General features: G+C 71.7%; 23 protein-coding genes. 12 read left to right on the top strand and 11 right to left on the bottom strand.

Annotated features, from left to right (window positions below; all coding sequences use genetic code 11):
• Positions 1-222 precede the first annotated feature (222 nt).
• Positions 223-831, top strand: a complete 609-nt coding sequence (locus ACFFR3_RS20755) for an AAA family ATPase (protein ID WP_379483657.1) — start codon at positions 223-225, stop codon at positions 829-831.
• Here the strand turns inward: ACFFR3_RS20755 and ACFFR3_RS20750 are convergent.
• The 7 genes from ACFFR3_RS20750 to argG form a co-directional block, all read right to left on the bottom strand.
• Entirely contained in the window at positions 828-2033 is a 1206-nt protein-coding gene (locus tag ACFFR3_RS20750) for an MFS transporter (protein WP_379483656.1), read from the bottom strand. The genes ACFFR3_RS20755 and ACFFR3_RS20750 overlap by 4 nt on opposite strands.
• 488 nt (positions 2034-2521) lie before the next feature.
• Positions 2522-3763, bottom strand: a complete 1242-nt coding sequence (locus ACFFR3_RS20745) for an amidohydrolase (protein WP_345386656.1) — start codon at positions 3761-3763, stop codon at positions 2522-2524.
• 160 nt (positions 3764-3923) lie between these two features.
• Positions 3924-5102: a glycosyltransferase family 4 protein gene (locus ACFFR3_RS20740; protein WP_345386654.1), complete on the bottom strand. Its 1179-nt coding sequence runs from the start codon at positions 5100-5102 to the stop codon at positions 3924-3926.
• Entirely contained in the window at positions 5099-5971 is an 873-nt protein-coding gene (locus ACFFR3_RS20735) for a sulfotransferase family protein (RefSeq protein ID WP_364373335.1), read from the bottom strand. Before ACFFR3_RS20735 ends, ACFFR3_RS20740 begins: the two co-directional genes overlap by 4 nt.
• 87 nt (positions 5972-6058) lie before the next feature.
• Positions 6059-6442 carry an ATP-binding protein gene (locus ACFFR3_RS20730; protein ID WP_379483655.1) on the bottom strand — a complete coding sequence of 128 codons (384 nt, stop codon included), beginning with the start codon at positions 6440-6442 and terminating at the stop codon, positions 6059-6061.
• Positions 6443-6573: 131 nt separating this feature from the next.
• Positions 6574-7383, bottom strand: coding sequence for an SAM-dependent methyltransferase (locus tag ACFFR3_RS20725; protein WP_379483654.1), 810 nt, complete (start codon positions 7381-7383; stop codon positions 6574-6576).
• 332 nt (positions 7384-7715) lie between these two features.
• Positions 7716-9185: an argininosuccinate synthase gene (argG, locus tag ACFFR3_RS20720; RefSeq protein WP_345386646.1), complete on the bottom strand. Its 1470-nt coding sequence runs from the start codon at positions 9183-9185 to the stop codon at positions 7716-7718.
• 269 nt (positions 9186-9454) lie between these two features.
• Here argG and ACFFR3_RS20715 point away from each other — a divergent pair, with 269 nt between their 5' ends.
• From ACFFR3_RS20715 to ACFFR3_RS20700, 4 genes are read left to right on the top strand one after another with little or no spacing between them, the layout of a single operon-like run.
• Positions 9455-10126 (top strand): TetR/AcrR family transcriptional regulator, encoded by a 672-nt coding sequence (locus ACFFR3_RS20715; RefSeq protein WP_364373346.1) that lies wholly within the window; start codon positions 9455-9457, stop codon positions 10124-10126.
• Positions 10123-10323, top strand: coding sequence for a ferredoxin (locus ACFFR3_RS20710; RefSeq protein ID WP_345386644.1), 201 nt, complete (start codon positions 10123-10125; stop codon positions 10321-10323). Before ACFFR3_RS20715 ends, ACFFR3_RS20710 begins: the two co-directional genes overlap by 4 nt.
• Positions 10320-11543, top strand: a complete 1224-nt coding sequence (locus ACFFR3_RS20705) for a cytochrome P450 (RefSeq protein WP_345386642.1) — start codon at positions 10320-10322, stop codon at positions 11541-11543. The genes ACFFR3_RS20710 and ACFFR3_RS20705 overlap by 4 nt, the downstream gene beginning before the upstream one ends.
• 39 nt (positions 11544-11582) lie before the next feature.
• Entirely contained in the window at positions 11583-12218 is a 636-nt protein-coding gene (locus ACFFR3_RS20700) for a nucleoside/nucleotide kinase family protein (RefSeq protein ID WP_379483660.1), read from the top strand.
• 36 nt (positions 12219-12254) lie between these two features.
• Here the strand turns inward: ACFFR3_RS20700 and ACFFR3_RS20695 are convergent, their stop codons facing one another.
• Positions 12255-12680, bottom strand: coding sequence for a hypothetical protein (locus ACFFR3_RS20695; protein WP_364373355.1), 426 nt, complete (start codon positions 12678-12680; stop codon positions 12255-12257).
• Between the two features lie 223 nt (positions 12681-12903).
• Here ACFFR3_RS20695 and ACFFR3_RS20690 point away from each other — a divergent pair, with 223 nt between their 5' ends.
• Positions 12904-13365 (top strand): hydrogenase/urease maturation nickel metallochaperone HypA, encoded by a 462-nt coding sequence (locus ACFFR3_RS20690; protein ID WP_379483653.1) that lies wholly within the window; start codon positions 12904-12906, stop codon positions 13363-13365.
• On the opposite strand, the gene ACFFR3_RS20685 is transcribed toward ACFFR3_RS20690, so the two are convergent.
• Entirely contained in the window at positions 13353-14645 is a 1293-nt protein-coding gene (locus ACFFR3_RS20685; protein ID WP_345386634.1) for an ArsB/NhaD family transporter, read from the bottom strand. The two genes, ACFFR3_RS20690 and ACFFR3_RS20685, sit on opposite strands and share 13 nt — an antisense overlap.
• A gap of 155 nt (positions 14646-14800) precedes the next feature.
• Here ACFFR3_RS20685 and ACFFR3_RS20680 point away from each other — a divergent pair, with 155 nt between their 5' ends.
• From ACFFR3_RS20680 to ACFFR3_RS20660, 5 genes are all read left to right on the top strand, one after another.
• Complete coding sequence (locus ACFFR3_RS20680; RefSeq protein WP_364373362.1) at positions 14801-15544, top strand: class I SAM-dependent methyltransferase; 744 nt, start codon at positions 14801-14803, stop codon at positions 15542-15544.
• Positions 15545-15917: 373 nt separating this feature from the next.
• Positions 15918-16454: a hypothetical protein gene (locus ACFFR3_RS20675; protein WP_345386630.1), complete on the top strand. Its 537-nt coding sequence runs from the start codon at positions 15918-15920 to the stop codon at positions 16452-16454.
• A gap of 115 nt (positions 16455-16569) precedes the next feature.
• A complete protein-coding gene (gene secD, locus ACFFR3_RS20670) occupies positions 16570-18813 on the top strand; it encodes a protein translocase subunit SecD (RefSeq protein WP_379483652.1) in 2244 nt (747 codons plus the stop codon).
• 69 nt (positions 18814-18882) lie between these two features.
• Positions 18883-19266, top strand: a complete 384-nt coding sequence (locus ACFFR3_RS20665; RefSeq protein ID WP_345386626.1) for a VOC family protein — start codon at positions 18883-18885, stop codon at positions 19264-19266.
• 108 nt (positions 19267-19374) lie between these two features.
• Positions 19375-19746 carry a hypothetical protein gene (locus ACFFR3_RS20660; RefSeq protein ID WP_379483651.1) on the top strand — a complete coding sequence of 124 codons (372 nt, stop codon included), beginning with the start codon at positions 19375-19377 and terminating at the stop codon, positions 19744-19746.
• Here the strand turns inward: ACFFR3_RS20660 and ACFFR3_RS20655 are convergent.
• Together ACFFR3_RS20655 and ACFFR3_RS20650 are read right to left on the bottom strand one after the other, a co-directional pair.
• A complete protein-coding gene (locus ACFFR3_RS20655) occupies positions 19743-21833 on the bottom strand; it encodes a SpoIIE family protein phosphatase (RefSeq protein ID WP_379483650.1) in 2091 nt (696 codons plus the stop codon). The two genes, ACFFR3_RS20660 and ACFFR3_RS20655, sit on opposite strands and share 4 nt — an antisense overlap.
• 191 nt (positions 21834-22024) lie before the next feature.
• Positions 22025-22645, bottom strand: coding sequence for a TetR/AcrR family transcriptional regulator (locus ACFFR3_RS20650; RefSeq protein ID WP_345386619.1), 621 nt, complete (start codon positions 22643-22645; stop codon positions 22025-22027).
• Positions 22646-22786: 141 nt separating this feature from the next.
• Between ACFFR3_RS20650 and ACFFR3_RS20645 the strand changes: the two genes are divergently transcribed.
• Positions 22787-24010, top strand: a complete 1224-nt coding sequence (locus ACFFR3_RS20645; RefSeq protein WP_379483649.1) for an SGNH/GDSL hydrolase family protein — start codon at positions 22787-22789, stop codon at positions 24008-24010.
• Positions 24011-24089: the final 79 nt, after the last annotated feature.

Here is a 24089-nt window from a genome sequence, read left to right as displayed (position 1 = left end):
CAAGGTGCTGATCAAGGAGATGCAGTCGCTGTGCCTCAACGTCGAGGTGCTCTCCAGCGATGGCTCGTCCATCGAGATGCGCGACACCGACGAGGACGTCTTCCGCGCGGCCGAGGAGCTCGGCATCGATCTGTCCCGGCGCGAGCCGAGCAGCGTGGACGAGATCTGACCGCACACCCCGGGGTGGGCCGCCGCGCCCACCCCTGCGATCATGCGAGGACGATGCGTTACATCCTCACCGGCACCCCCGGGGCCGGGAAGACCACGATCCTGCGCGGCCTGGCCGCGCGCGGCCACGTCACCGTCGAGGAGGCGGCCACCGCGGTCATCGCGGCCGAGCAGGCCCGCGGCGACGCCGAGCCGTGGACCCGCCCCGCCTTCATCGCCAAGGTCGCCGACCTGCAGCGCCGCAGGCAGGAGCAGGCGGACGCGGGCCCGGGCGGGCCTCCGGGCGAGGGCGCGAGGGGCCCGGGCGGGGTCGCCGTGCGGTTCTTCGACCGGTCGCCCGTCTGCACCCACGCGCTCGCCACGTACGTCGGCCACCCCGTCCCGCCCGCCCTGACCACCGAGGTCGAGCGGCTGGCCCGGGAAGAGGTCTACGACCGGCATGTCTTCTTCGTCCGCAACCTCGGCTTCTGCGAGCCGACCGACGCCCGAAGGATCACCTTCGAGGAGTCCCTGGAGTTCGAAAGCCTCCACGAGAAGACCTACCGGGCGTTCGGCTACCACCTCATCGACGTGCCGGCCGGGCCACCGGACGAGCGGGTCGCCCTGATCGAGGAGACGGCGTCGAGGCTGGCGGCCGGGGCAGGCTGCCCCGCCTGCCCTTAGGGCGTCACGGGGACGGCCTGGCGGACGGCGGGGGAGAGCCAGCTCAGCGCGAGCGCCGTCGTCGCGGCGCCCAGCGCGGTCAGGATCGGCAGGACGGCGGCGACCTCGTACAGGGCGGTGCCGAGCAGCGGGCCGACGATGAACGTGGTGCCGATCGTGGCGTTGACCAGCCCCGCCACCGAGGCGTGCTGGCCCGGCCCCGCCACCAGGGTCGGCGCGGCGGTGAAGCCCGGCGCCGCCAGCCCGAGCCCCAGCCCCAGCAGCACGAACGCGGCGACGATCAGCCAGAGCGTGTCCGCCGCGGCGAGCAGCGCGAACGACGCCGCCGTGAGCGGGGCGCCGGCCCGCATCAGCCGCAGCACCGGCCAGCGCAGCACCGGGATGAGCGCGCCCTGCACGGCCACGAGCACCAGCCCGGCCGCGACCAGCGTGACGCCCACCGCCCCCGCCGTCTCCTGCGGCCCCAGGTGGAGCCGGTCGGCCAGCAGGAAGCCGACGATCACCTGCACCAGGCCGAGCGACACATAGAGGCAGAAGCCGATCGCGAGCAGCGGCCACATGCGCGCGTCCCACGGGCGCAGCCGCGCCACCGGCTGCTCGGGCGGGGGAGCGGGCGCCACCGGCGGCCGTACGGTGACCAGCACCCACACCGTGAGCAGCAGGCACACGACGGGCGCCAGGTAGAGCGGCAGCATGAGCGAGACCACGGCCAGCGCGCCGCCGCCGGCCGGTCCGAGTACCAGGGAGAGTCCCTGCGCGGCGCCGATCAGCCCGGTGGCGCGGGTGCGCTCGGCCTGCGTGGTGGTGCTCGCGGCGGCGACGGCGAGCGTGGACACCGGCAGCGCGGCCAGGCCCGCGCCGAAGAGCAGGCTGCGGGTCACCAGCAGCAGGCCGAACAGCACGGGGGAGGACAGGTGTCCGTCGAGCCCCACCGCGGCGACGACCCCGAACCCGGTCATGCCCGCCGTCGCCAGGCCGAGCCCGCACAGCAGCACCAGGCGTAACCCGAGCCGCCGCAGCGCCATGCCCCACAGCGGGCTGGCGATGGTCAGGGACGTGGCGGCGGCGGTGACGACGAGCCCGAGCTGGGTCTCGGTCAGGTGCAGCTCGCGGGAGAGCGGGGCGAGGACGGGGGTGAGGAGTTGCTGGGCCGAGAACACCACCAGGATGGTGACAAGTAACGGGATCAGGGCCTTGCGCACCAGCTGTCCTTTCTTTGAAAGGTCAGGGACAGCGTACGTGTGCGCGGCAATAACGACAATCATTTCCCGATAAGGCGGGCGTCGCGAGCGCAGCCACATTTACCGATTTTTCGGGACATGTGGCTTTTCATTTAGCGCGAAAAATGGCCCTTCGCGAGGACTTGCGAGCTGCCCCGCAGCCGCGTCCGCCATCGGGCGCCTGACCCGCGACATCCGGTATGACCAGGCATGATCGGCCAAGTGCCGCCGTCCGGCCTGGGCACTGCCCGGCCTAGCCACCGAGCGGCCTAGCCGACTGAGCGGCCTGGCCGACTGAGCGGCCTGGCCGCTGCGCGGTCTCGGGGGCGTTGAATCCAGAAGTGGCCTGAGGTGGCGGTGCGGCCGATCTCGTCGTCCACGGCATCCGTTAGTCAATGGGCTTTTGCTGGAGTCTGTGGTGAAGGACGAGAAACGCCCCGGTGCTCTTGGCGGTTCAGCATGTCGAAGGTTCAGGGGGCGAGCCAGGCGAGGGCCGCGACCACGGCCGCCTGCACGCCGGTGTCCAACGTGGGCCGGATCGGCGGCGCGAAGCGGGTGCTGTGGTTGCCGGGGACGTCGGCGGTGATCGTGTCGCGCCCGGCGGCCGCCTCGTACGCGGCCGGATCCGCCCCGCCGAACGCCCAGTACGTGTACGGCACCCCGAACGCGTCAGGGATCTCGCTGAAGTCCTCGCTGGCCGTCTGCAGGTCGAGCGGCACCGCCCGGCCGTTGAAGCGGGCGGCGAAGGCGGCGGCGACCTTCGCGGTGGCCGCCTCGTCGTTGACCGTGGGCGGGAACATGCCGAAGTGGTCGATCTCCGGCGGCCTAGGGGAGTCGGATGCGGCGCTCTCCGCGCGGGCGATGCGGGTGACGGCGTCCTTGACGCGCCGCCGCACGTCCTCCCGGTACGTCCGCACGTTGATCTGGATCTCGGCCCGCTCCGGGATGTTGCTGGGGTTCGTACCGGAATGGATGCTGCCGACCGTGAGCACCACCGGGGACAGCGCGCTCACCTCCCGCGCGACGACCGTCTGCAGCCGCACGACCAGCATCGAGGCCAGCACCACCGGATCGACGCCCCGGTCGGGGGCGGAGGCGTGGGCTGAGCGGCCGTACAGGGTGACGCGGTAGTCGTCGGCGGCCGACAGCACCGCGCCGGGGCGGGTCAGCACCTGGCCGGCGGGATAGGGCAGCACGTGCTGGGCCAGGCACACCTCCGGCCTGGGCACGCGCTCGGTCAGCCCGTCGGCGAGCATCGCGCGGGCGCCGTCGCCGGTTTCCTCGGCCGGCTGGAACAGCGCGACGTGCGTGCCCCGCCAGGCGCCGGTGGCCTGTGACAGCAGCCGGGCGGCGCCCAGGAGACAGGCCATGTGCAGGTCGTGGCCGCAGGCGTGCATGAGCGGGCGGCCGCCGGCGTCGGTCGCGGTGCTCGCGTACGGGAGGCCGGTCTCCTCCTCGAGCGGCAGCGCGTCAAGCTCCGCGCGGGACAGCACGCACGGGCCCGCGCCGTTGCGCAGCACGCCCACGACGCCGGTGCCGCCGATGCCGCAGTGCACCTCGTAGCCCAGCGCGCGCAGCTCGTCGGCCACCTTGGCGGCGGTGCGGTGTTCCTGGTGGCTGAGTTCCGGGTGGGCGTGCAGGTCGCGGTAGAGCTCCTCCAGGCCGGGCCTGGCGGTGTCCAGACCGGCCAGCACCGTTTCGACGTTCCGCACACCGGGATGCTTTCCGCGAACGGCGCGTCAATGGCTATGGGCTCGCAAATGCTTCGGCAAGCCGCACAGACCGGCCGCACAGACCGGCCGCACAGACCGGCCGCACAGACCGGCCGCACAGACCGGCCGCACAGACCGGCCGCACAGGGCGGCCGGTCGTTCAGCGGGCCGCCCAGGCGGGGTCCGTGAGCGGGGCGCCCGTCGCCAGCGCGGCGAAGAGCTTCTCCCAGAGGGGCATGACGACCTCGGGCGTGTAGCCGTGGGCGGTCTGCGCCGCGGCGGCGCCCAGGCGGACGCGCAGGTCGCGGTCGCCCATGACCTGGCTGAGCGACCGGGCGAGCGCGTCGACGTCTCTGGGCGGCACCAGGATGCCGTCCTTGCCGGGGGTCAGCACGTCGGCGGGCCCGGTGGGGCAGTCGAAGGCGACGATCGGCAGGGCGTGGCCCATGGCCTCGATCATGGCCATCGGCAGGCCCTCGATGCGCGAGCTGAGCGCGTAGACGGACGACTTCGCCAGCTCTTCGTGGATGCGGTTGCTGCGTCCCATGAGCTTGATGCGGTCGCGCATGCCGCTCTCGTCGATGCGCTCCTGCAGCCGTTCCTTCGACGGCCCGGTGCCGAAGATGCGCAGCTTCCACCCCGGATGCTCGGCCGCCGCGGCCGCGAAGGCCGGGATGAGCATGTCGAAGCCCTTCTGCGGCACCAGCCGCCCCACCGCGATCACGATGGGGTTGCTCTGGTCGGTGTGCTTGCGCTGGTCCATGTGGACGGCATTGGGGATGCGGACCACAGGGGTGCCGGACAGCAGGTCCGTGTATTCGCGGCGGCTGGTCTCGGTGAGCACGGCGATGGCGTCGAAACGGCCGTAGTGGCGGCCGATCTGCTCGCGTACGGCCTCGTGGTAGGAGGCGAGGTTCATGTGCTCCTGGGCCACCCGGATCACGCCGGCGTTGGCGCGGCGGGCGGCGATCAGGTTGAGCGCGGGGCGGGTGGTGACGAGGATGCCGTCGCGCAGCTCGGAGACGTAGTCGATGACCGCCCCCTCCACGCGCTCGGTGAAGTATTCGGCGGCGAACTCGCCGTACGGGACGATCTTGCCGCGGGCGCGCCGCCACACCTTGCGGGCCAGCGAGTCGGCCACGACGCCGTCGCGCTGGTCGACCAGCGCGGACAGCCGCACCCGCGGGTCGATGGCGAACTGCGGCTCGTCACGGCGGCGGACCACGCTGACGATCTCGACGTCGTGGCCCGCCTCGACCATGGCGTGCGCCTGGTTGACGACGGTGCGGATGGTGCCGCCCATGCCGTAGGCGTGCAGCAGCATGTAGCGGATCTTCATGAGAGGTACTCCCAGGTCCGGCACATGTCCTTGAGCACGTCGGGGATCTCGTCGGCGCCGGGCAGGTCGCGCCCGCGCTGCACGGTGCCCGACTGGATCTTGTCCTTCCAGTCGCCCAGGCCCTTGGTGACCACCTCGGGCTTGCCGTACGACAGGAGCTGCGGCGACCACGGCACCGACAGGAAGTCGCAGATGGCGCGCCCGATCTTCTCCGGCTCGGCGGTCAGCTCCTCGTAGCGCACGGTCAGGCCGGGCAGGGCCTTGCGGGCCCGTTGCACGGCCTTCATGTAGCGCAGGGCGTCGGCCGCCGCCTCGTCGCGGGTGCGTTTGCCCGGGCTGGCTTCGTACCAGGAGGCCGCGATGGAGGCGGGATGGCGCAGCAGGAACACGAACCGCGCGTCCGGCCAGCAGGCCGCCAGCCGCTCGTACGCGAACGCGTTCGCCGGCGTCTTCTCCACGATGAACCGCTTGCCGCTGCGGACCAGCTCACGGTGGAGCACGCGGTCCCACAGCAGGTGTTCGAGGTCGGCCTTGTTGTGCCCGAGGGCCTCCATGGCCTTCTCCGCCAGCGAGGTATCGAATTCCACGCGCAACCGGCGTACGTGCAGCTCATGGGGAGCGTGCAGGTCGGGGTGGGCGTTGAGCATCGCCCGCAGCAGCGTCGAGCCCGATCGCACCGGCGAGATGATGAACACCGGCGCCTTGACGAGGCGGTCGGTCTCGGGATCGGCGGGCGGGCGGAACGGCGACTGCGGCCGTTTCTCCGGGGCGGGCTTGGGCGCCGCCACTTGCCCCGCTTTACCTACTCGGTTGAGCTGGAATCCTGTGTACCTGGCCAGCGCTCCGTTGATTGTGCGCTGCCACTTCATGCCGAGCGAGGCTACCTGTCTTACCTGGGGATTGCCTGAAGGACCCTTGCAGCTTACCCGGTCAGCATGAGATGTGGCTCACAGTGTTCACGGTGTGACGCAGAACCACACGACCTTGCCGTTGTCCGTGGCCGTCACGCCCCAGGCGTCGGCGATCGCCCCGACGATCTGCAGCCCCCGCCCCGAGATCGCGTCCATGTCCGCGGCCCGCGGGCGCGGCACGCCCTGGCCGGGGTCGAAGACCTCCCCGTAGACCTCGCCCGCGCGCTCTTCCAGGCGCAGGGCGTAGGCGGAGCCCCCGTAGCGTACGGCGTTGGTGACCAGCTCGCTGACGATGAGCAGGCAGTCGTCCACGATGTGCGCGAGTCCCCAGTCGGTCAGATCGGTCCTGATCAGCTCGCGTGCCCTGCCGACGCCCGACGGTACGGACGGCAGCAGGTATTCCACCATGCGGGCCGGTGGTGCTGACAAGGACCCCGGTTGGAGGGCCATACGCATCACATCTCTCGGTTTTGGGAGCGCTCCCAACTCCACGATAAACGCTCGCCCTCACTCTTGTGAATGCGCACCGGAAAACTTTGCAAACGAGACTTGACGTGCTTTCAGGGGATGCGGGCGACAGCGCCGTAGTTGCCGGACTTGCTGGGCTCCTCCTGGCAGGAGAGGTCCTCGCCCAGCGGCCGCCACTCCGGTACCCAGACCAGGCCGGGCGCCACCAGATCGAGTCCCTCTAACAGGGCCGCCACTTCCTCTTTCGAGCGTACGGCCAGGTGGGGGAGCGTCATCGCGAGCAGGTCGTCGATGGCGGGCAGCAGCTCCGGTGGGACACCGTCGAACGTGGTGTGCAGAAGGGTGAGGAAACTACCGGCGGGAGCCGTGTGACGGAGTCGCTTGATGACATAGTGGGCATACTCCTCATCGTGCAGGCTGTAGGCCGACAGCAGGAGCACCGCCACCGGGCGGTCCCAGTCGATGAAGGTCCTGACCACGTGGTGGTCGAGCACCTCGTCGATCTCCCGCACGTCCCCCTCCACCACGCGCACCAAGTCGGTGAACGGCTCGATGGTGGCCTGCGCCAAGGTCACCACCATGGGGTTGTTCTCGACGTACAGGACTCTCGGGGCGGGCCCGCCCGGGTGCTTCGCCAAATCGTGCAGATTCCGCCCGGCGGACAGCCCGCTCGGAATTCCGCTGCCGACGATCAGGAATTGATCCACTTCTTCCTGCACCGCCAGATGACGGATCACCCGCGACAAGAACTCCAGCACCGCGTGGGCGGCGTTCGTCAGAGCCGGGGCGGCTTGATCGAAATGGCGCACCGCGTCCTTGTCGACCAGGAAGTTGTTCTTCCCGCCGGCGGCCGCGTCGAAGATACGCGTGATCCTGGCCTGCGTGGTCTCCAACTTGGCCAAATTCCGGACAGCACGCTGGTGCATGAGCGTTGCCCCTTTCCCCTCGCCGCCGACCCTTATTCGCGGTAAGCGATCTTTGGACCTCACTCAGGACTCGAACCATATGTTCCAACAATTCCAGTCAATGACAACCCGATAGACCGGTTATCTTGGGAAATGTTTGTTACCAGAATCATCGTGGCAAGAAGCTCTGAGTGCGCACCGGCAGGGCCCTACGACGGCTCGCGGTAGGGCGGCACCGGGCCTGAGCAGGGCGAACTCCCCCTGGAGACGACGAAACCCCGCGTGCTCGCGGGCACGCGGGGCGGTCGAAGCGGGACGGATCAGACGGATCAGTCGGTGCCGAACTCCATGGCGGCGTGGTCGAGCAGCACGTCGTCCTCGGGAACCTCCGAGGGGGACGTGATCGACTCGCCACGGGCCGCGATGGCCTCGGCGCCGCCCTCGTCGAGCGAGCCGATGAGGCCGCTGGCCGCCGCCTGCGGAGCGCCGAGGAGCGACTGGTGGGGGCTGCCCACCATGCCGAGCCCGGCGTACTGCTCCAGCTTGGCGCGGGAGTCGGCGATGTCGAGGTTGCGCATGGTGAGCTGGCCGATGCGGTCGAGCGGGCCGAACGCGGCGTCCTCGGTGCGCTCCATCGACAGCTTGTCGGGGTGGTAGCTGAAGGCGGGGCCGGAGGTGTCGAGGATCGTGTAGTCCTCGCCGCGCCGCAGCCGCAGCGTGACCTCGCCGGTGACGGCCATGCCGACCCAGCGCTGCAGCGACTCGCGCAGCATCAGCGCCTGCGGGTCGAGCCAGCGGCCCTCGTAGAGCAGCCGGCCCAGCTTGCGGCCCTCGATGTAGTAGCTGGCCAGGGTGTCCTCGTTGTGGATGGCGTTGACCAGCCGCTCGTACGCGGCGTGCAGCAGCGCCATGCCGGGAGCCTCGTAGATGCCGCGGCTCTTGGCCTCGATGACGCGGTTCTCGATCTGGTCGGACATGCCGAGCCCGTGCCGCCCGCCGATGGCGTTGGCCTCCAGCACCAGGTCGACGGCCGAGGGGAACTCCTTGCCGTTGATGCTGACCGGACGCCCGCGCTCGAAGGCGATCGTGACGTCTTCTGCGGGGATCTCGACCTCAGGGTCCCAGAACCGCACGCCCATGATCGGCTCGACGATCTCGATGCCGGCGTCGAGGTGCTCGAGCGCCTTGGCCTCGTGGGTGGCGCCCCAGATGTTCGCGTCCGTCGAGTACGCCTTCTCGGTGCTCGCGCGGTAGGGCAGGTCGCGGGCGAGCAGCCACTCCGACATCTCCTTGCGCCCGCCCAACTCGCTGACGAAGTCGGCGTCGAGCCACGGCTTGTAGATGCGCAGGGACGGGTTGGCGAGCAGGCCGTAGCGGTAGAACCGCTCGATGTCGTTGCCCTTGAAGGTGGACCCGTCGCCCCAGATGAGCACTTCGTCGTCGAGCATGGCGCGCACCAGCAGCGTGCCCGTGACGGCGCGGCCGAGCGGGGTGGTGTTGAAGTAGGTGCGGCCACCGGACCTGATGTGGAACGCCCCGCAGGCCAGCGCCGCCAGACCCTCCTCGACGAGGGCCTCCCGGCAGTCGACCAGGCGGGCGACCTCGGCGCCGTACTGCGTGGCACGCCCGGGCACCGACGCGATGTCGGGCTCGTCGTACTGGCCGATGTCGGCGGTGTAGGTGCAGGGCACCGCACCCTTCTCGCGCATCCACGCGACAGCCACGGAGGTGTCGAGGCCGCCGGAGAAGGCGATCCCGACGCGTTCGCCTACTGGGAGGGAGGTGAGCATCTTGGACACGAGTAGAAGTATATACACACGAATGCATGACCATTCAAAGCCGACCCCATGAAATGGCGTGATCAGGCGGAGAGTTGCCTGGTCAGCGGCGAGATGTCCGATTTGCGGCCGGGATGGCATGATCGCCGCCGGCGGCGTCCCGTCCGGCGGGGCGTCATGGCGGAGCAAAATTTAAAGCAGTCGCTTGACTTACGCCCACCTGCTTGATTGGCTGAATTCGCCCGAATCCGACGGATCCAGTCAGGATCTGTCAGCGTGAGAGGTGGACCATGGCGACCAGGACGGCCCGGGTCAACGCCACCCGGGAGCAGATCCTCACCGCCGCCGAGCGGCTCTTCGCCGAGCACGGCGTGTACGCCGTCTCCAACCGCCAGGTCAGCGAGGCCGCGGGCCAGGGCAACAACGCCGCTGTCGGCTACCACTTCGGCACCAAGGCCGACCTGGTACGCGCCATCGTGCGCAAGCACGCCGACCAGGTCGAACGGCAGCGCCGCCGCTTCCTGGCCGAGGTCGAGGGCACGGGCGAGGGCACGGCCGAGGCACGCGACTGGGTCGGCTGCCTCGTCCGCTCGCTCACCGAGCACCTGGCCGCACTCGGCACCCCCACCTGGTACGCCCGCTTCGCCGCCCAGGTCATGACCGACCCCGCGCTGCGCAAGATCATGCGGGAGGAGGCGCTCACCTCGCCCGCCCTCATGCGCGTCCTGGAGGGCCTGCGCCGCTGCCTGCCCGAGCTGCCCGCCGACGTACGCGCCGAGCGCGACGAGATGGCCAGCCAGCTCCTCGTCCACATGTGCGCCCAGCGCGAGCGCGCGCTCGCCGAGAACCTGCCCACCCCGCGCTCCACCTGGCACGACGCCGCGACGGGCCTGATCGACGCGATCACCGCGATCTGGACCGCCCCGGTCACCAGGGACGCCAAGGAAGGAAGAACGTCATGAAGGTCACCGTGGACCAGGACAAATGCTGCGGCGCCGGGCAGTGCGTGCTGCTCGCGCCCGACGTGTTCGACCAGGGCGAGGACGACGGCATCGTGCTGCTGCTCGACGCGGAGCCGCCCGAGGGGCTGCACGCCGCCGTACGCGAGGCCGCGGCCGTCTGCCCCGCAGGCGCCATCGACGTGAGCGAGGACGCATGACCGGCACCGTGCACGAGACCGCAGGCCAGGAGCAGGTCCCGCAGTTCCCCGGCGTCAGGGCCGTGCGCTGTCCCTTCGACCCGCCGCCCGGGCTGCGGGCGCTGCAGGAGAGCGGGCCGCTGACGAAGGTGCGGCTCTGGGACGGCAGCACCCCTTGGTTCGTGACCCGGCACGCCGAGCAGAAGGCGCTGCTGAGCCATCCGAAGGTGAGCGCCGACGTCACCAGGCCCGGCTACCCCATCCACACGCCCGCCGCCGGCGGCGGCTCCCTCAGCTTCATCCTCATGGACGACCCCGAGCACGCCAGGCTGCGCCGCATGGTGCAGGGCGCGTTCACGGTCCGGCGCGTCGAGGGCATGCGGCCGGCCGTCCAGCGCATCGTGGACGACCTCATCGACGAGCTCCTCGCCGGTCCGAAGCCGGTGGACCTGGTGGAGGCGTTCGCGCTGCCGGTGCCCTCGCTGGTGATCTGCGAGCTGCTCGGGGTGCCGTACGCGGATCACGGCTTCTTCCAGGACAACAGCAAGACGATCATCAAGCGGAGCGTCACGCCGGAGGACCGCGCCGTCGCCTTCGGCCGCCTGTACGAGTATCTGGACGGCCTGGTGGGAGAGAAGCTGGCCGACCCCGCCGACGACCTGCTGTCGAAGGTGGCCGCCCGCGTGCGGGACGGCGAGCTGACCCGGCAGGAGGCCGCGCAGATGGGCGTGCTGCTGCTCATCGCCGGCCACGAGACCACCGCCAACATGATCGCCCTCGGCACCCTCGCCCTGCTCCAGAACCCCGCCCAGCTCGCCCTGCTGCGCGACTCCGACGACCCCAAGCTGGTCGCGGGAGCGGTCGAGGAACTGCTGCGCTACCTCAACATCACCCACAGCGGACGCCGCCGCGTCGCACTGGAGGACATCGAGATCGCCGGCCAGGTGATCCGCGCCGGCGAGGGCATCATCATGCCCAACGACATCGGCAACCGCGACCCCGGCGTCTTCCCCGACCCCGACCGGCTCGACGTGCGGCGCGACGCCCGCCGCCACGTCGCCTTCGGCTTCGGCGTGCACCAGTGCCTCGGCCAGCCGCTGGCCAGGGTCGAGCTGCAGGTCGTGTACGGCACGCTCTACCGGCGCATCCCCACCCTCGCGGCGGCCGTGCCGATCGAGGAGATCCCGTTCAAGCACGACGGCCAGGTCTACGGCGTCTACGAGCTGCCCGTCACCTGGTGAGCCCCATAATGAACCTGGGCTGATGGGGGTGCGGTGCTGATGGGCGAGGCGCTGGTCGAGCGGGTGCGCGGGCTGTGCGGCGGCGGGGAGCGGGTGATCGTCGGCATCGCCGGCTGCCCCGGCGCCGGCAAGTCGACGCTGGCCCGATGGCTGGCCGGGGCCCTGACCGGCGCCGGGCTGCCCGCCGTCCACGTGCCCATGGACGGCTACCACCTCGCCGACGTCGAGCTCGACCGCCTCGGCAGGCGGGCGCGCAAGGGCGCCATCGACACCTTCGACGCCCACGGCTACCTCGCGCTGCTGCGGCGGGCCCGCACCGAGGCCGGCTCCATCGTGTACGCGCCGTCCTTCGACCGCGACATCGAGCAGCCCGTCGCCGGCGCGATCCCCGTCCTGCCCGGCACCCGCGTGGTCGTCAGCGAGGGCAACTACCTGCTCTCGCGCACCGACCCCTGGCCCGCCGTCCGGGCCGCCATGACCGAGGTCTGGTACGCCGACCTCGACGACCGCGTCCGCCTCGACCGGCTGACCAGGCGGCACGTCGAGTTCGGCAAGACGCCCGACGAGGCGGCCCGGTGGGTCGCCTCGGTGGACGAGCCCAACGCCGCCGCCATCCGCGCCACGCGTCACCTCGCCGACCTCCACATCGACATCGACGCCCTCACCCTGTCCTGACCGATGTCGCCGGACCCGTACGCCGCCTGCGCGAGGTCAATGGTGGGGGACACCGGAGATGAGGAGATACCGGTACAGCTCGTACGCCACGAGCGCCAGCACCGGCAGCCCCGTGACGATCAATAACCGGCGTGGCAGCCCCGCGCGTACGGCGGGCCGCTGCCGCGCCGGCTCCACGGGCAGCGCCGGCACCCTGGCGGGCGGCAGCGGGTCGGCCGCCACCAGCTCGGGATGGCGGTCGAGGTAGCCGGGCGGGAACGAGGTCAGCGACGACGACCCGCAGGCCGGGCAGCACGGCCCCGACCAGGGCGGCTGCACCGGGACGCCGTGCCTGAGCCAGACCTGGACCGTGTGGCCGTGGCCGTCGCTGAGGTGCCTGACGACGTAGTCCTCCTCCCAGACGTGCAGGCAGCGCAGGCACTCGAAGGGCCAGGACTCGCGGGATTCGAACTCGTCGCGCACGAGGAACCACCCCCGGGGCAGCTTCAGCGTTCACCTTGAGTGTGCGCCGGGGGCCACGTCCTCCTTCAAGGCGCGGTCGCGACACTTTGCGCCACACAATGGTCACCGTTTGTCAGGTTGCGTGGTCAAGTGTTCCCTCGGTCAGGCGCGTTTGTGCAGGTCGGCCGTGCGGTATGGGCGCTCCTGAAGACGGCCGGACGGCCGGCACAGGAGGAGGGGATGGATGCGGGGGTACGAGAGCGGGCTCTGCGCGGAATTCGTCGAGGTGATCCACCGCCAGGCGGCGGGGCGGCGGGTGTCCGCGGTGCGCGTACGCGTCGGGGCCAGGCACGCGGTGACCGCTGAGACGTTCAGGCAGGCCTTCTGCCGGGCCGCCCGCGGCACGGCCGCGCAGGACGCGGCGGTCCACCTGGTCGTCTCCCCGGTGACGATCGACTGCGACGGGTGCGGCCGGCGTACGGAGTCGATGGATCCGCCGCTCAGGACGCCCGCCCGCGCCCGGGCCGCGGCCGGCGCGGCGGGACCCGCGCCCGGCCCCTCGCTGGCTGAGCTGGATGAGCTGGATGAGCTGGATGAGCTGGACGGGGCGTACGTGTGCCCGCGCTGCGCGGGCGACCGCGTGACCGTCAGCGGCGGTGACGAGCTGGCGCTGGAGGCCGTCTGGTTCCGTACTCAGGCGAGGTAACGCAGCCACAGGTACGGCGCGCACAGGGCGACCGTGACCACGGTGACGACCAGGCCGTACCGGGTGAACTGCCAGAAGCTGATCGGGGTGCCGTTACGGGCGGCGATGCCGAGCACCACCACGTTGGCCGCCGCCCCGACGGCCGTGGCGTTGCCGCCCAGGTCGGCGCCGAACGCCAGCGCCCACCACAGCACCTGCGCGTGCTCGTTGCCGCCGTTGGCCTGGACGAGGTCGGCCACGATGGGGCTCATGGTGGCGACGTACGGGATGTTGTCCACGATCGCCGACAGCACGCCCGACGCGCCGAGCAGCACCATCGTGGTCAGCCCCAGCCGTCCCTGCGTCGCGTCGGCCGCGGCCTGCGACACCTGCTCGATCACGCCCGTGTGCACCAGCGCCCCGACCATGACGAACAGCCCGGCGAAGAACACCAGCGTCGGCCACTCCACCTCGCGGATCGCCTCCGACGTGGTGATCCTGGTGGCCGCCACCAGCACGCCGGCGCCCAGGACCGCCACCACCGACGGCTCGTAGTGCAGCACGGGATGCAGCACGAACGCCACCATGACCAGCGCCAGCACGGCCAGCGACTGCCACAGCAGCCGCCGGTCGGCGATCGCCTCGCGCTCGTCGAGCGCCATGACCTCGGCCGCGCGCTCCGGGTCGTAGATGAAGGACTTGCGGAACAGGAACCGGCACATCCCGATGAAGACGACCATCAGGACGACCACCATCGGCGCCATGTGTACAAGGAAGTCGTTGAAGCTCAGCCCGCCGCGGCTGGCGATGATGATGTTCGGCGGGTCGCCGACCAGCGTGGCCGCGCCGCCGATGTTCGACGCCATCGCCTCCGCGATCAGGAACGGCACCGCGTTGAGCGCCAGTCGCTCGCACACCAGGAACGTCACCGGCGCGATCAGCAGCACGGTCGTCACGTTGTCCAGCAGTGCCGAGGCCAGCGCGGTGATGACCACGAGCAGGACCATCAGCCGGTACGGTCGGCCCTTCGCCCGTTTGGCCGCCCAGATCGCGAGATATTCGAAGACCCCGGTCTGTTTCAGCACGCCGACGATGACCATCATCCCGAGCAGCAGGAAGATGACGTTCCAGTCGATGCCGGTCTCTTCGGAGAAGAACGCCGCCTGCGCGTCGGTGGCGTGGATCAGCAGCATGATCCCGGCCCCGCCGAGCGCCGCGGCCACGCGGTGCACCTTCTCGCTGGCGATCAGCGCGTACGCGAACAGGAACACCGCCACCGCGGCCCACGCGATGAAGGTCACGAGCGGGCCTGCGGGCAGAACGTGCTGGGCATGCGGCGGGTGCCTCCTCAAGGAACGACGATGACCATCGCCGACCAGACTTCCCGGCACACCTGTCACCAAAGTATCAAGCCGCGCCAAACGCCACACCATCAGGAGCGGCGTAGCGTGATCGCATGGCCGATGCACACGCCGACGCACACTTCGAGCACCCCCGTCTCGCCGCCGTCTACGACCCCCTCGACCCCGATCGCAGCGACCTCGACGCCTATGCCGCCATCGCCGCCGAGCTGAGGGCGCGCCGGGTGCTCGACGTCGGGTGCGGGACGGGCACGTTCGCGCTGCTGCTGGCCGGGCGTGGGCTCGACGTGACCGGTGTCGATCCCGCGGCGGCCTCGCTCGACGTGGCGCGGGCCAAGCCGGGCGCCGATCGGGTGCGCTGGATCCACGGCGACGCCACCGCCGTGCCGCCGATCTCGGCCGACCTGGCCACCATGACCGCGAACGTCGCCCAGGCGATCGCCGGGCCCGACGGCTGGTCGGCCACCCTCGACGCCGTGCACGCGGCCCTGCGGCCCGGCGGGCACCTGGTGTTCGAGACCCGCGACCCGGCCAGGCGGGCGTGGCTCGGCTGGAACCGGGAGGAGACGTACGTGCGGGCCGACGTCCCCGGGGTGGGCGTGGTGGAGCACTGGGTGGACCTGCTCGACGTCAGCGGGCCGCTGGTGACCTTCCGCGGCACGTACGTGTTCGCCTCCGACGGCCAGGTGCTGACCTCGGACTCCACGCTGCGCTTCCGCGAACGCGACGAGGTCACGGCCGACCTCGCCGCCCACGGCTACACGCTCAAGGACGTCAGGGACGCCCCCGACCGCCCAGGCCGCGAGTTCGTCTTCCTCGCCGAACGCCCCACCACCTGACGCCCCCGTGGCCGAACGCACCTTTCCAAAGGACCCCGCCGCACTCCGGCCGAAGTCCTTTTGGGTGTGAGGGGCGTGGGGATCTCGCCGTACTTCGGTTGGGGGTGAGGGGTGTGGGGATCTCGCCGTACTTCGGTTGGGGGTGAGGGGTGTGGGGATCTCGCTGTACTTCGGTGGGGGTCCTTTGGGGGTGAGGGGTGTGGGGATCCCGCCCGCGCCGCCTGACGCCCGCGCCCCTGAGGCCCGCGCCGCCTGACCCCCCCGCCTGGTCCGGCGGCCTCCTACTTCATCCCCTGCCCGCCTGATCCCTGCGCGGCGCGGTGCCGGGCTGGCCTGGGGCGGCTAGGGTGAGGCGCGAAGGGAGGGGAGCGTCATGCGTACTCGGCTGCCTGCCGCGCTGCTCCTTCTCCTGTCCTGGTTCCTGCCGCCCGCCGCTCACGCGCAGGCCGTGCACGCACAGGCCGTCCAAGCGCAGGCCGTGCACGCGCAGGCCGTCCAAGCGCAGGCCGTGCACGCGCAGGCCGTCCAAGCGCAGGCCGTGCACGCGCAGGCCGTCCAAGCGCAGGCCGTCCAAGCACAGGCCGTCCACGCACAAGCGGCCCACGCACAAGCCGTCCAGCTACTCGCCGCCCACGCGGGCGTTCAGGCGGCTGTCGATGCGGCTCCTGGGCGGGCCGAGCAGGACCAGGCGGTGTTGCGGCAGGTGCCGCAGTTGCCGCCGGTCGTGCGGGTCTGGTCGCCGTTCTGGGCCGGCGGTGCGGTGCCGGGCGGGGTCGCCCCGCCGCAGCCTGAGCAGGGCGGATCCGGTGGCTCGTGGGCGGTCGTCGTCCCGCGGGCCGCCTGCGGTGCTCCGGCGGGATGCCGGCCACCGGCGACGCCGCCCCGCGCGCCGCCTTCCACAGGGCACTGACGACGTCCCTTTCCTAACGACCCGTCCCCGCACGTCGCTCCGGCGATGCGCGTGACCCTCCCTGCCCGCTGGGCAGGTGTGGGCGGAGGGCGGGCCAAGCCCTGTGGAGGCTCTCATGAAACGTGCGCCGCTCTGGCGTGCGCTGGCGGCCTGTGCCGTCATCGTGATCTCAGTGATCGTCAGTTTTTCCGCCACGCCGCGTCTAGGACTGGACCTGCGTGGCGGCACCCAGCTCGTCTTCGAGACCAAGGACTCGCCCACGGTCAAGGCCGACGCCGCCGCCACCGACCGGGCGATCAGCGTGCTGCGTCAGCGGGCCGACGCGCTCGGCGTGGTCGATCCCACCCTGGTCCGCTCAGGCGAGAAGCGGATCATCGTCGAGCTGCCGGGCGTGCTCGACCCCCGGCAGGCCGCCGAGGTCATCGGACGTACCGCGCAGCTCACCTTCCACGCCGTGCTCGGCACGGCAGAGGAGGGCGACAAGTCGGCCGTACGCGATGAGAGCGGCGCGCCGCTCAAGATCGGCCCCGCGGTCATCACCGGCGACGGCGTCACCGACGCCGCCGAGCGCAGCGACCCCCAGCGCGGCCCGGGCTGGTGGGTCAGCATCGACTTCCGCGACGGCGCGGCGTGGGCGAAGCTCACCGGCGAGGCCGCCTGCCACCCGTACGGCGACCCGAAGCGCCGCGTCGCCATCGTGCTCGACAAGGAGGTCATCTCCTCGCCGTCGGTCGACCCGTCCGTGGCCTGCCGCGTCGGCATCCCCGGCGGCAGCACCGACATCACCGGGTCGTTCACCCACGAGGAGGCCCGCGACCTGGCCGTGCTGATCAAGGGCGGCGCGCTGCCCGTGCCGCTCGACCTGGTGGAGCAGCGCACGGTCGGCCCGACGCTCGGCGAGGCCGCCATCAAGGCCAGCGCCGAGGCCGCGGTGACCGGCCTGCTGCTGACCGCCGTCTTCATCGTGGCCGTCTATCGCCTGTCCGGGCTGCTGTCCACGATCGCCCTGCTCTGCTACGGCCTCATCTCGTACGCCGCGCTCGTCGCGATGGGCGCCACCTTCACGCTGCCGGGTTTGGCCGGGTTCGTGCTGGCCATCGGCATGGCCATCGACGCCAACGTGCTCGTCTTCGAACGCGCGAGAGAGGAGTACCAGCAGGCGCAGAAGAGAGGGCTGCGCGCGGCCCTCGTCCGCGGCTTCAGGAACGCGTGGAGCGCGATCGCCGACTCCAACATCACGACGCTGATCGCGGCCGGGCTGCTGTTCTGGCTCGCGTCGGGCCCGGTCAAGGGGTTCGGCGTGACGCTGGGCGTCGGCGTGATCGCCTCGCTCGTGTCGGCCATGGTCATCACCCGTGTGCTCACCGAGGCCGTCATGAACAGGGCGGGGCCGCGCGTGTCGGGGCTCGGCTCGCCCGGAGCCGTCAGGACGTGGCTCAACCGCAGGAACCCGGAGCTCATGCGGGGACGCAAACTGTGGCTGGCGATGGCCGGCGTGCTGGCGGCGGCGGCCGTCGCCGGGCTGGCCGTACGCGGCCTGAACTTCGGCGTCGAGTTCACCGGCGGCCGGCTCGTCGAGTTCGGCACGTCCAGGCCGGTGTCGGCCGAGGCGGCTGGGCAGGCCGTCGCGCGGGCCGGGTTCCCCAGCGCCGTGGTGCAGACCGGCGACGACGGCGTCACCGTACGCGCGGCGCGGCTCGGCCTGGAGGAGACGGCCAGGATCGAGCAGGAACTGAGGGCCGAGGCCGGCGAGGTGACCAAGCGGCGCGAGGAGTTCATCGGCCCCAGCCTAGGCGAGGAGCTGCGCCGCAACGCGCTCATCGCGCTCGGCGTGGCCGTCGCCATGCAGCTGGCCTACCTCGCCTTCCGCTTCCGCTGGACGTTCGGCGCGGCGGCCGTGACCGCCCTGGTCGTGGACGTCGTGCTGGTGAGCGGGATGTTCGCCTGGCTGGGCAAGCCGATCGACGGCGTGTTCCTGGCCGCGATGCTGACCATCGTGGGCTACTCGGTCAACGACAAGGTGGTGGTGTTCGACCGGGTCAGGGAGCTGTGGGCGATCCGGCGCAAGGAGCCGTTCGCCTCGTCGGTGAACGGCGCGATCCTGCAGACCCTGCCGCGTACCGTCAACACGGGGCTCGGAGCGCTGTTCATTCTGGTCGCGCTCATGGCGTTCGGCGGCGACTCGCTGCGGGACTTCGCGATCGCGCTGGTGACGGGCATCGTGGTGGGCACGCTGTCGTCCGGCTTCGTGGCCGGTCCGGTGGCCATCCTGCTGGCCCGCTTCGACCGCAAGCCGCCGCCCGCGCCGCCCGCGCCCAAGGTCAAGCGTGAGCGCCGGGGCACGGGAGCCGTCGTGTGAGGCCCGGGGGCGGGGAGCCCGGTCCCCCCGCCCCCGCATCTCGGGCGCTTCGCGGGGAACGGATGCGGCATGGAGGTGCTGAGCAGCCGCGTGCTGCTGCGTCCAGGTGACCTTGAGCGCAGCCGCCGCTTCTACGCCGAGACCCTCGGCCTGGCCGTCTACCGCGAGTTCGGGCCGCCCGATCACCCCGGCACGGTGTTCTTCCTCGGCGGTGGCTTCCTGGAGGTGTCGGGCCAGGGCGCGCAGGACGGCTCGGCGCACACCCTGTGGCTGCAGGTACGCGACGTCGCCCACGAGGAGCGGCGGCTCAGGCAGGCGGGCGTCACCGTGCTGCGCGAGGCGCGTGAAGAGCCGTGGGGCCTGGTCGAGCTGTGGATCGCCGACCCCGACGGCCACCGCGTGGTGCTGGTCGAGATCCCTGACGACCACCCCCTGCGCCGCGACACCCGCTGAGCCCCGGGACCGGTCCCGGGCCGGGCATCGCATACTGGGGCGGCTGACGGAAGGCACCCTCTTCCGTACGATCCGGTCAGCGATCAGCAGCGGAGAGCTAGGAGAGTCATGCCCGCCACGATCACCACCGCCCTGGCGGTGGCCGCGTCCCTCGCGTTCGCCCCCGCCGTCACGACGGCGGCCCCCGCCACCGTGGCCCATGCCGCGGCGAAGAAGCCGAACCTGCGGGCCTGCTACGACGGCAAGTGCAACCTCACCCTCACCAAGTCCGTCTCGTTCCGGGTCAGCTCCCGGTACGGCATCACCCGCCTGGCCATCTCCTTCTCCTCCACCAGGGTCCACGTCAAGGGCACGGGCCCGGGGGTGACCTCGCAGGCCTGGCTCGGCAAGGGCACGTCGGGGTCGGTCAACAACATCGGCGTCAAGGTGGTCTCGCTGTCCTCGGGCAAGGCCAAGCTGCAGCTGGCGCCGCGCCGCTAACCGGGCTCGCAGGAGTTGCGCAGGAGCAGCACGGCGATGTCGTCGGGACGCTGCTCGATCGCGGCCGGATCGGTGAGCGCGTCGGCCAGGCCGTGCAGGGGCAGGCCGGGCTCGGGGCGGAAGCGGGCGGCCAGGGCCGCCATGGAGTCGCCCAGGTCGACGCCGGGCTCCTCGATGAGCCCGTCGGTGTAGAGGAGCAGCACCGAGCCGGGCGGCATCGGCAGGGGAGTGGTCGCGTACGTGGCCTCGGGGTCCACGCCGAGCAGCAGGCCCGGCGTGGTGTCGGCGACCTCGCCGGGGCCGTCGGGCCGGCCCAGCACCGGGGGCGGGTGCCCGGCGCTGGCCAGGTGCACGGTGTGCGCGGCGAGGTCCAGGCAGACGTACAGGCAGCTGGTGAACCGGTCGGGGCTCAGCTCGGTGAGCAGCCTGTTGGTGTGCGCGAGCACCTCGCCGGGGTCGGCGCCGGCCGTGGCGTGGGCGCGGACGGCGGTGCGCACCTGTCCCATGAGCGCGGCGGCGGTCACGTCGTGGCCCTGGACGTCGCCGATGACGGCGGCGGCCATGTCGTCGCCGAGCCTGATCAGGTCGTAGAAGTCGCCGCCGATGTCCATGCCGGGGGTGGCGGGGACGTACCGGGCGGCCACCTCCAGGCCGGTCACCCGGGGCAGGGTGTGCGGCAGCAGCCGCGCCTGGAGACACTGCGCGAGCTGGTGCTTGACGTCGTAGAGCCGGGCCCGCTCGAACGCCTGCGCGATCAGCCCGGCGAGCGCGGTCAGCGTGGCGCGCTCGTCGGTGCCGAAGGAGCGCGGGCGGTCGTAGGCGAGGACGCAGGAGCCGATGGGCCGGCCCGAGGTGATCAGCGGCAGGAACGCCCACGCGCACATGCCGTCGGAGCGCAGCGCGTCGGGAGAGGCCTCGTGCAGCTCCTCCCACGTCGAGAAGAAGGCAGGGCGGTCGCCTCCCGACGGCGTGGGCCCGACCTCCGGGCGGCCGTCGAACTCCTCCACCGCCCGCCTGCTGAAGCCGCGCGACGCGGCCACCCGCTTCCTGCCGCCCACGGAGGTGAGGATGGCCAGCGCCTGCACGTCGTAGACGGGCATGACGTGGTCGGCGACCAGGTCGATGACCTCCTGCGCGGTCACCGCGCGGGCCAGCGCGGCGGCGAGCCGCAGCATCTCGTGCACGGCGATGACGCGCGGCGGCCGGCCGCCGGAGGCGTGCACGTCCATGGCGGCCGTGATGCGCAGGGTGACGCCTGAGGGGCCTGGGAACATGCGGAACGACAGGGCGCGCCCGCCGGGTGCGCGGGTGGTGACGTCGGTGGTCTCGCGGCCGACGATGGCGGCGCGGTAGGCGTCCTGGAACGTGGGGTCGCGCAGCCACGGGAGCGCGTCCCACAGGCGTTCGCCGATCAGGTCGGTCGGTGAGCGGCCGAACAGGTCGGCGGCCGGCGCGCTGAGCAGGGTCACGTGGCCGTCGGTGTTGAGCGCGCAGTGGCCCTCGGGCAGGCGGTTGAGGCAGTCGAGGGCGACGAGGCGCGGGTCGGCCTGGTCCGGCGGTCGCGGGGGCAGGATGCGGGGCAGCGGGCCCGCGGTGACCGGCCGGCCCGCCCTGAGCGAACCGTTGATCAGGCGGCCGATCTCGTCACAGGCCCGCTCGATGACCGCGTGCTGCCGCTCGGTCAGCTCGCGGGTGCGGCCGGCGGGCCACAGCATCATGATCCCGCCGCAGACCCGGCCGTCGGCGCAGACGGGGGACAGGGCGGCGGCGAAGTGGTAAGGCAGGGTCAGCGCGGCCTCGGGGAACTCGCGGGCCAGTTGCTCGCGGCCGGTGATCCAGATCAGCCGCTGCTCGCGTACGGCGACGGCGATGGGGATGGGGTCGCCGGTGCGCACCCTGGACCAGGCGCGGGCGATCGGGGCGGGCAGGCCGGTCACGGCGGCCATCTGGAGGACCTGGCCGCCTTCGTCCAGCAGGTACGCGGCGCCGATGTGGGCGCCTGCTCCGGTGACGGCCTCGGTCAGCAGCCCGTCGAGGCGAGACGACTCGTTCGCCGCGCCGCGCCTGTGACCGCGCTCTTCGAGCACGTGCTCAGCACACCTCGCTCACGGCACGTGACCATGACCCCCGGACGAAACTTCGCATAAAGGCAGAATACGCTCAGCAGAGGAAACAATCCGTCACGTTCCGCTAATCTCCCTCTCCGCCGAGCCCGCTGGGCCGGTGGGTATATGGGGGCGCCGGTTCTCCACGCCCTTCTGCCGGGCCGGTGGGGGCGCTAGGCGTCCGGGAGACGGAGGCCGCGGGCCAGGAGCTGGTGGAGGTGGGCGCGGAAGCGGGCCAGCTGGTCCGGGTCCTCGGCGCCGCGGCGCGCGCCGGTGCCGTCGAGGACGCCGCTCAGCACGAAGCCGTGGATGCACCAGATCACCGTGTACGTCATGTGCACCGCATCGGCCCCGGCCGGCTCGGCCGGCTCGGCCATGGCGTTGACGACGTGCTGGATCAGCGGCTGCGCGCTCTTGATCTCCAGGTCGACCACGTCGCTGGCGTCGGACAGCCAGCGATGCATCCACAGTGCGGGGATCTCCGGATGGGCCACGCAGCCGTCCAGATAGGCGTCGATGAAGTGGCGCAGCGCCTCGCTCCGCCGTTCGGGCGGCGCCGCCAGCAGCTCGTCGGCCCGCTCCTTGATGAGCGCCGCCAGGCGGTCGCGAGCCCGCCGCATGACCTCGAGATACAGCTCCCGCTTGGCCGGGAAGTGCGCGGCGACCTCCGCCTGGTCGAGGCCCGCCGCCTCGGCGATCTGCGCGGTGGAGGTGACGTCGTAGCCGAGCGCGGCGAACAGGCGGGTCGCCGTCCGCAGGATCAGCTCCCGCCGCTCGTCATCAGGAGAGTCCATGAACGCGACCCTAGGCGCGAGGAGTGGCCATGACCACGAGGTGATCGGCAAGCGCCGGTAAAAGCCCACCCGGCCCAGCCAAAGGGCGAAAGGTTCGATATGGTGCCGAAAATTTCGATCTATCGACGGGAGCGTGCCGACATGGGCCAGGAGCCGATCCGCCCCGCCCGGCACTGGGTGACGACCTGGACGGCCATGCCCCAGCTCACCGAGCCCCACAACATGCCGCCGCCCCCGTACGCCAAGGAGGGCCTGAGCCTGCCCGACACGACGCTGCGGCAGACCGTCCGGGTGTCGGCCGGCGGCCGGCGGATGCGGCTGCGGCTGTCGAACGCGTTCGGCGGCGCGCCCTTGCCGCTCACCCGCGTCTCCGTGGCGCTGCCGCGCGGCGGCGCGGCCGGCGGGAGCGCGATCCTGCCCGGCACCTCGCGGCCCGTGACGTTCTCAGGGCGGGCGTCGGCCGTCGTGCCCATGGGTGCGCACGTGGTGTCGGACCCGGTGGAGCTGGACCTGGCGCCGGGGTCGGTGCTGACCGTGACCGTCCACCTGGCGGAGGGGCTGGCGTCGGGGGAGCTGACCTCGCATCCTGGCTCGCGTACCACCTCCCACCTGACCGGCGGCGACCACGTGACGGCCGATGACCTGCCCGGCGCCACGCCCGTCGACCACTGGTACCTGCTCAGCGCCGTCGAGGTGTGGGCCCCGGCCGGCGTCGGGACGCTGGTCGTGGTGGGCGACTCGCTGACCGACGGCAGGGGCTCCACCACCAACGGCAACGACCGCTGGCCCGACCTGCTGTTCGACCGCCTGCCCGGCATCGCGGTCGCCAACCAGGGCGCGGGCGGCAACCGGGTGCTGAACGACGGGCTCGGCCCGAGCGCGCTGGCCCGGCTCGACCGCGACGTGCTGGCGCAGAGCGGCGCTCGGTGGCTGGTCGTCTTCGAGGGCGTCAACGACCTCGGCACCGCCCCGGCCACCCGGGCGGCGCAGGAGGAGGTCGCGCAGGCGCTGATCGCCGCGTACGAGCAGATCGTCGTGCGGGCGCGGGCCAGGGACCTGCCGGTGTACGGGGCCACGCTGACGCCGTTCGGCGGGCACGACCCCTACGACGACCCCGACGGGCACCGGCAGGCCGCGCGGCGCCAGGTCAACGACTGGATCAGGACGGCGGGCCGGTTCGACGCGCTGATCGACTTCGACGCGGCGGTCCGCGACCCGGCCGCGCCGCATCGGCTGGGGGCCGCGTACGACGAGGGCGACCATCTGCATCTGAGCCCGGCCGGCTATCGCGCGCTGGCCGCCGCGGTCCCCGCAACCCTGTTCACTGACGTTCGCGCTGCTCGGCGGGCACGTGCGCATCGGTAACGATTGTCTGAGAAAAGTCTGAGAAATCCAGCCCCGGCATGTGACCCCTCGCCCACTCGTGGAACGCTACGAGCGGCAT

This window comes from Nonomuraea salmonea, from assembly GCF_042428605.1.
In the GTDB taxonomy this organism is placed as follows: domain Bacteria; phylum Actinomycetota; class Actinomycetes; order Streptosporangiales; family Streptosporangiaceae; genus Nonomuraea; species Nonomuraea salmonea.
The sequence above is the reverse complement of the archived record's forward strand: the minus strand, read 5'-3'. Positions and strand labels throughout refer to the sequence as shown.

Coding starts and splice junctions, on each gene's coding strand:
- ACFFR3_RS20755 (WP_379483657.1), top strand. CDS start 223: ATGCGTTACATCCTCACCGGCACCCCCGGGGCCGGGAAGACCACGATC.
- ACFFR3_RS20740 (WP_345386654.1), bottom strand. CDS start 5,102: ATGAAGATCCGCTACATGCTGCTGCACGCCTACGGCATGGGCGGCACC.
- ACFFR3_RS20735 (WP_364373335.1), bottom strand. CDS start 5,971: ATGAAGTGGCAGCGCACAATCAACGGAGCGCTGGCCAGGTACACAGGA.
- ACFFR3_RS20715 (WP_364373346.1), top strand. CDS start 9,455: ATGGCGACCAGGACGGCCCGGGTCAACGCCACCCGGGAGCAGATCCTC.
- ACFFR3_RS20710 (WP_345386644.1), top strand. CDS start 10,123: ATGAAGGTCACCGTGGACCAGGACAAATGCTGCGGCGCCGGGCAGTGC.
- ACFFR3_RS20705 (WP_345386642.1), top strand. CDS start 10,320: ATGACCGGCACCGTGCACGAGACCGCAGGCCAGGAGCAGGTCCCGCAG.
- ACFFR3_RS20700 (WP_379483660.1), top strand. CDS start 11,583: ATGGGCGAGGCGCTGGTCGAGCGGGTGCGCGGGCTGTGCGGCGGCGGG.
- ACFFR3_RS20690 (WP_379483653.1), top strand. CDS start 12,904: ATGCGGGGGTACGAGAGCGGGCTCTGCGCGGAATTCGTCGAGGTGATC.
- ACFFR3_RS20680 (WP_364373362.1), top strand. CDS start 14,801: ATGGCCGATGCACACGCCGACGCACACTTCGAGCACCCCCGTCTCGCC.
- ACFFR3_RS20675 (WP_345386630.1), top strand. CDS start 15,918: ATGCGTACTCGGCTGCCTGCCGCGCTGCTCCTTCTCCTGTCCTGGTTC.
- secD (WP_379483652.1), top strand. CDS start 16,570: ATGAAACGTGCGCCGCTCTGGCGTGCGCTGGCGGCCTGTGCCGTCATC.
- ACFFR3_RS20665 (WP_345386626.1), top strand. CDS start 18,883: ATGGAGGTGCTGAGCAGCCGCGTGCTGCTGCGTCCAGGTGACCTTGAG.
- ACFFR3_RS20660 (WP_379483651.1), top strand. CDS start 19,375: ATGCCCGCCACGATCACCACCGCCCTGGCGGTGGCCGCGTCCCTCGCG.
- ACFFR3_RS20650 (WP_345386619.1), bottom strand. CDS start 22,645: ATGGACTCTCCTGATGACGAGCGGCGGGAGCTGATCCTGCGGACGGCG.
- ACFFR3_RS20645 (WP_379483649.1), top strand. CDS start 22,787: ATGGGCCAGGAGCCGATCCGCCCCGCCCGGCACTGGGTGACGACCTGG.